Source organism: Idiomarina ramblicola (assembly GCF_003987255.1).
In the GTDB taxonomy this organism is placed as follows: Bacteria; Pseudomonadota; Gammaproteobacteria; order Enterobacterales; family Alteromonadaceae; genus Idiomarina; species Idiomarina ramblicola.
The window spans coordinates 1-6,625 of the sequence record NZ_PIQC01000002.1 but is presented as its reverse complement, the minus strand read 5'-3'; the positions used below and the strand labels follow the sequence as shown (position 1 = coordinate 6,625).

The 6,625-nt window shown below is 44.7% G+C and carries 3 protein-coding genes; 1 reads left to right on the top strand and 2 read right to left on the bottom strand.

Annotation, left to right across the window (positions count from 1 at the left end):
- Nucleotides 1-483 precede the first annotated feature (483 nt).
- Together CWI78_RS03550 and CWI78_RS03545 are read right to left on the bottom strand one after the other, a co-directional pair.
- On the bottom strand, nt 484-3,861 hold the full coding sequence (locus CWI78_RS03550; protein WP_126780339.1) for a translocation/assembly module TamB domain-containing protein: 3,378 nt from the start codon (nt 3,859-3,861) through the stop codon (nt 484-486).
- A complete protein-coding gene (locus tag CWI78_RS03545) occupies nt 3,858-5,618 on the bottom strand; it encodes an autotransporter assembly complex protein TamA (protein WP_244213065.1) in 1,761 nt (586 codons plus the stop codon). The genes CWI78_RS03550 and CWI78_RS03545 overlap by 4 nt, the downstream gene beginning before the upstream one ends.
- A 56-nt stretch (nt 5,619-5,674) precedes the next feature.
- On the opposite strand from CWI78_RS03545, the gene CWI78_RS03540 reads away from it, so the two are divergent.
- Complete coding sequence (locus CWI78_RS03540) at nt 5,675-6,532, top strand: HDOD domain-containing protein (protein ID WP_126780337.1); 858 nt, start codon at nt 5,675-5,677, stop codon at nt 6,530-6,532.
- The last annotated feature ends 93 nt before the right edge of the window (nt 6,533-6,625 follow it).

The following is a 6,625-nucleotide window of genomic DNA, read 5'->3' as shown; positions in this document are numbered from 1 at the left end:
GTGCTAACGCGCCGGGGTTTTTTTATGTCTGGTGGTGACCTACGACGACAAAATCGTCGGGAGCGATATTGAACGCACGAAGTGCGGCCCGAAAGGCGGAGGGCAGGAAGCCCGGAGTAAAGTAGGGTGAAGCGGGTTGCCGGTAAAGCCAACCATTTGGCTTTACCCCGCTGAACAGGTTGAGCTCTGCGAAACCTTGTCCAGACTATTAATAAAACAGTCCTTCGCTTATGCGAGGGGCTTTTTTATGTGTGCTCCTTAGCCTGACGTTCACATCAGGAGAGATATCTTAACTTCTCCGAGCTTTAGACCTGCTCCCTCAACTCCTGGATAGATTGAACAGAAGAGCTCCGGCGTGAAAGGTTGACTAGCGTTAGCCAGAGGCCGCTGCAGCTTTCCGTGCGGTGACTACCACACCTCACCTGATGCTCGAGCATCAGGCTACGACACAACAATATTTGCTCGTAAAGTAAGAAAGTGTACTTAGTTTTCGATGGTATATATCAAATCGCCACCTTGACCTTCAGTGGTGGAGGTAGATTCAAAAAGCAACCTTTCAGACAATGTGTAGCGCAGTATGAAAGTAGAGGTTGGTTCTAGTAAACCTATTCCATACTTAATATATAGACGAGGGGAGAGGTATTTACCGATATACAATGAGGTATCATTAACATCACTGGTTTCAGAATCCAGTGACACTTCGTCTAAATCAAAAGTGTCTTTTATACCTTCGGTTAAAAACTTGGCACTACGGCCACCAACTAATAATGCGGCCTGCAGCTCGAGGTTATTTGCATCTCCTTGACTACCCGGCGGTTTCCCGAACAAAAGATACGAGAGTATAGTACTGTCCGGAAGAGAGGGAGTCGAAAATAGACTTAATTCAGGCCGGTCTATTGTACCGGTTACGCGGGCTCCTATCTTCTCTGGCGGACGTTGATCGATACCTGTCTGTTCGATATTGCGGGTAACTCTTAGATTCAGAGAAGGGGTATCTAAAGGCCCCCCATTAAAGAGCAAGTCACCGCGTTCTATAGCCAGTTTTTGTCCGTAAATCTCGTAATCACCAGAGACGACGCCAATACTGCCGTTACCTCGTGCGGCGGAATCGGGTTGTTGTGTAATCTGTAGTTTTCCTTTTAAGTTACCGGCAAAACCCAGGGCCTCGACACGAACTTGCTCTCCTAAACTTACCGTTATATCTGTATTAGTAGAAAACAGAGGAGGGTCTTTCGATTCGTTTTTTAGAGTGACATCAGCGGATTCGGTAACTGCCTGATCTAAATTCACAGGGGTTATTCGAGCCTTTGGTAGGTCTAAATTACCTCTGACAAACACAAGGTTTTTATCAAGCTCTAAAGTGATGTCAGGTGAGGCAACCAGGAGAAGATCCGGCGTATCTAAAATTAAGAGATCTTTACCATTTATGGTTAGGTTGCCTGATCGCTTAAATGCATTGAGATCACCTTCAATAGTGACATCGCCTTCGCCTATTTTTCCGTTCGCGTTAACTGTGAATTCGCCAACATTTGCGTCCGCAGTTAGTTCTGCATTCAGTTTGGTAATTAGTGTACCACTGGCTAGTACAATGATTCTGTCGGCATTAAGGTTAACTTGTCCCGAAGCTGTTGGGTCATTTAAATTGCCTGCAATATTGAGTTCAGCGCTTGTACTCCCTTCGCCGATATCCACTTGCGGTGCAAATAAATTTAGTAACTCTAAACTTTTAGAGTTTAATGAAACCTTTCCGGAAAGAGGGCTATCCGGAGCTACTTCTTCGATAGTAAGTTGCCCTGATAGGTTAAAATCTATTTCCTCAGCTGCCGCCGTCATTCCTATATCAATACCTTTGTCATCGCGGTTTTTAGCGGTTACGTTAAGCTGATTTAAAGTCACTTTTTCTTCACCAGCCAGCACTTGGCTGTTATCTGCGTTAATAACTCCGTTAAGCTTCTGCAACGTCATATTTTCAGAATGGAAAGCACCGGCAACCTCAGCCGATAGAGCCCCCGTTAGCTTATAAGCTACATCGGGTAATACAAGAGCCTGCAGCAAGTCCAGTGGAACTTCGCTGGCATTAGCATCAAAACTTATTACCTTGTCCTGCTGCTCTAATTCAAGGCAGAAGGGATTATCTATTCCTTCGTAAGTTAGACAAACGGGCGTAGTGTTGAAGGTGACGTCCTCATAGTTAAAACCAGCTGTTAGAGGTTGGTTTAAGCTAATAGCATTGTAGTCTGGGTGCTTGAGGTTAAATTTATCAATGCCTAATTCAAACTCTGGTTGATTTAATTGCCCACTAATATCACCGCTAGCTACAACCTCGCCTTTAACGTCAGAAAGCTCGCTTAAATCTTTAGACGTTACTTGCCAGGCGAGTTTTCTGCCAGGGCTAAGCGCACCTTCAGCGATAAGTGATTGCGCTCCCCAGCTGGCATTGAACTCATCAACAAATAAGTAGGGCTCTGACAAACGCAATTTTACTTCTGCATTGACCGTTCGCTGTTGATATTCACCCGAAATATGCGTAGTTAAAGATAGATTGTCTTTCCAACTGATATCAGCCTTGCCACTGACAGTTTCATCATTATGAGTAAGTTCCAGGCTTAAGATATTTAGGCTGTCAGGCTTAAGTTTAGCTTCACTAACAAGCTGTAAGTCTTCTTCCAGCAGGCCAGACAGTTCGTTGCTTAAATTAATTGCAAGTTCATCCAGTTCGCCTTTGGCCTGTAAACGGCCTTCGTGGCTGCTGATACCGTTTGGTTCGTAGGTTATTTCTTCCCACCTTGCTGAAGCATCAATTACCGGAGTCGTAGATAGTGAAGAAACGTTTCCCTGCAAGGTTAAGTGTCCCTGGATATCGCCTTGAGAATGCACATTGAGTGGTGCGAAGTCTATTATTTCGTCTTGATAGCTAACGGCTCCGTCGATATCCATTTTCTGCTGGTTAACTGTGACAGTTATGTCGGGCTCTATATTGGCTTGTGTTAATCCGCCTTCGCCACGTATATATCCGCCTAAATGCAATTCAATCGGGTCAGCTCCGGCACTTGCCAGCCATTGGGTCAGGTTATTCTCCTGCCAATTGCTGTCAAACTGCCAATTAAGCTCCTTCAGAGGGTTAGTGATTTTAGCGGTAATTTCACCGACAAGCCCCTCGGACAGTTCACTATTTGTTGTCAGAGACCGAATATCGCCAGTTATCTCCGTTTTTACTTTAAGAGAAGGGAAGTCTGGTGAGTGTACATGGGTGTTATTCTCAAGCTCGCTTTTAAAAGGGTAAGATAATTTGGTTTTTCCGGAAATTGCGGTGGTTAGATATTGGTGCTCCATACGAAGCTGTCTAATATTAAGCAGGCCATCAGCGTTAACTCTGGCTGATGCTTTAATCGTTAGTTCCTGAGAAGGGTTTTCTAAAATAAAAAAACGGCTTTCCTTAACCAGCAAGTTACGCAAGTTGACATCTAAAGGCAGCTCAATTTCTATGTCTTCAACTGAGGCTTCAGAATCAGCATCCTGACTCGAATTCTGAGCTGCACGAAGACGGAGCTCGCCACCAAGGCTTTCGATTTTATCTATTCGGATAACACCGGACAACAAAGCTAGCGGATCCCAGTTTATGACTAACTTGTCCGGTGTATAGGAAAAAGTTTCGCTTTCAAAATGAAAATCTTCAAACTCAAACTCACTCAACAGGGTTCCATGAAATGCTTTGTACTGGATGTCTACCGGTAGATATTTTTGTCCCTGAGTGAGTATCCAGCGGCTGCCAGCTTCACTGCCAACCAGGCTGACAGCCAGTAGTGGAATTAAAACAACCACAACAAGAACTGTAATGGCCAACCAACGATAAATTCTCATAAATCGGGACCTAAGGTAAAGTGCAGGCGCCAGGGCTTACCTGGCTCATCTATTGCCTGAGCCAAATCCAGACGAACCGAACCGATTGGCGAAATCCAGCGAATTCCGAATCCAACACTTTGTTTCAGTTTTTCATTAGGTTCAATCATGGCATTACCAATATCCGTGAATAAAGCGACACGCCAATTTTCCTTAAAGCGATAATCAATTTCCGCGCTGGCAACAGCCAAATAACGGCCACCTAAAATGGTTCCTGTATCGTCTTCCGGTCCTAATTGCTCATAAGCATAGCCGCGTACGCTGTTGTCCCCGCCAGCGAAGAAACGTAGCGAAGGAGGCAACTGATTAAAATCATCTATATAGGTAGCGCCGGCTTCGGCTCTGGCAAGAAAACGTATATTGTCCGTAACAGGGACAACGGCTTTAAAGCCAAGTTCCACGCTGGCTAAATCGGCATCAGACAAAACTGCTTCACTTGCTGCTTTTAGTGTTACATCAAAACGAAAGCCTTTGTCGATATTCAACCTTCCATCAGCTGTCACATAGTTCCAACTGGCTTGCGGAATTAAAAACTGACTGGTTCCCGAGCTTTCACCAATTTCGAAGTCATCACGTTGCCAGTTTAATCCGTACTCGCGTCGCCATTTACCCATTGCAACAACGCTGGATGCGCCAAAGCGATATAGTCGGTTAGTTTGTCCTTCATTGTCTTTATCGGAAGCTTCCGCCCGAATCTGGTAGTAATCTGACTGCGGATTTTTGCCCGGAATAATGTAATTTGCGCCAATTCGGCTCTCTACTTCAGATAATTGTGTCATTCCCCGAAGTTGATGACCCTGCGTATTGACCCAACGGCGGTTTAGACTGGCACTAATGCGTGCTCCGGTATCGGTACCGTAACCCACACCATATTGGTACTGGTTTCTGAAGTTAGGCTCGGAGCTGACAGAGATAGGTACTGTGTGCTCTTCGGCGTTTCCCCAGTTCGGACTGACCTGAACTTGAGAGAAATATCCGCTGTCACCTAATGCTACTTGTAATTGACTGAGCTCCTGTGTGCTGTAGCCTTCGCCGTGTTCAAAAGGTACAAAGCGATGGAGCAATTCATCGTCAAGTATATCTTGTTCGAAAGTGACCTGTCCGTACTGGTAGCGTTTCCCGGAATCAAAAACGACCTCTATATCGGCGGTGTTTTCTGCGATATCAATTTCGACATTGTGCTTTAGAAAGCGAGCATCGTGATAGCCGCGCTGACTGGCTAATGACAGTAACCTGGACTTAATTTGTTCATAATTACTATGAATAAAACGTTGTTTTTCTTTGAGGCTATTATTCTCTATTATGTTGTCGAACGCCTTGTCTTCAGAGGCATCGCCCTGAATTTTCCACATGTTTTTAGCAATTTGTACCGGGTCATTCAGCTCAATTTGATAGGTGGCTGACCAGCCCCTTTCAACGGTTTCTAGTTGAGCATTCACTTCAACCTGATAATATCCGTATGGGCGAAGTGCCTTTTTGATATCCGCAGTGGCCTGTCGGTGCAGGTATCGGACTCTATAATTAGCATAGCTTTTATCTTTGTCCAGACGGGCTATTTGCAATAGCGCCATAACATTGGCGTACTCGTCCCCCTCAATACCTGAGACCTCAACTTCAACTGAAGCTTGAGCCAGAGGGCTTAGAATCAAAATACAGCAAAAAAGAATACGTCGAAAATAGAGCATTGAAGTGTTATACCAGACAAAAGGTGTCAACATAGTCGCATGCTTTAAGATTTTATGTAAATCATTAGGTTCAACTTGTTGGAGATAATATGGCGATAGAAATTACGACAGCAGAAAAGCAGTTGTTACAAAGGGTCAGTATTCCGCCACGCCCACAAACTCTGCTAACTGTCAGTAGTGAAGCCAAAAAAGACGAACCTGACGTTGCTGTTATCGCCGAATCAATTTCTGCTGATATGAGTATAGCGGCCGCTGTTTTGCAGGTTGTTAATTCTGCCGCTTATCGGCGGGCGAAAGAGGTCGATTCAATTCAACAAGCGGTGATGACATTGGGTTTTCGTCGAGTATTTCCAATTGTTCGTGCCGTTGCGCTTAAGTCGGCTTTAACCTCGGCTTATGACCTGAATGAGTTTTGGCGCTATAACGAATGGGTGGCCAGTGCGTGTGTACTGGTATCTGAATCCATTGGTCGACCTGAACTCAGAGACCATGCGTACATGCTGGGCTTGTTCCAAAGTTCTGGTATTCCGGTCATGCTGGCTGAGTTTGATGATTATGCGGAATTACTTAATGCATCAGCAAGTACGGCCTGGTCGACAGTGCAGGCTAAAGAACAAGAATTATTTCATACTACCCATACGACGATAGGCGCACTACTTGCTCAGCAATGGAAGTTGCCTAAAATTGTTGTCGAAGTTATTTATTATTTATTTGAAGACAGCTCAATTTTTATCCATTCCGAAGAGCTGGACAGTTTAACACTCGATTTGTTGGGCATATTGAAAATAGCCCGTTATGCAGTTGATATGAGAACACGCAGCCTGGCGGGTGAAGAAGAATGGCAACAAGTTCAAGACGGCGTACTGGAGCACTTTCAGGTCGATGAATTTAAGATAGAAGAAATATTACAGATAGTTCATGAAGAGCTTTTTGACGCCGAAGCTTAGTGGTAATTGTCTAATTTATCTGCAAACGGCAAGTGAACCTGCAGATATCGCTTGTCTGAATTCTCGGTGTCGGTATAATTCTTCGCTCAAGCG

What these genes read in the sequence shown, in the direction of transcription:
- CWI78_RS03550 (WP_126780339.1), bottom strand. Translation starts at nt 3,861, where the DNA reads ATGAGAATTTATCGTTGGTTGGCCATTACAGTTCTTGTTGTGGTTGTT.
- CWI78_RS03545 (WP_244213065.1), bottom strand. Translation starts at nt 5,618, where the DNA reads ATGTTGACACCTTTTGTCTGGTATAACACTTCAATGCTCTATTTTCGA.
- CWI78_RS03540 (WP_126780337.1), top strand. Translation starts at nt 5,675, where the DNA reads ATGGCGATAGAAATTACGACAGCAGAAAAGCAGTTGTTACAAAGGGTC.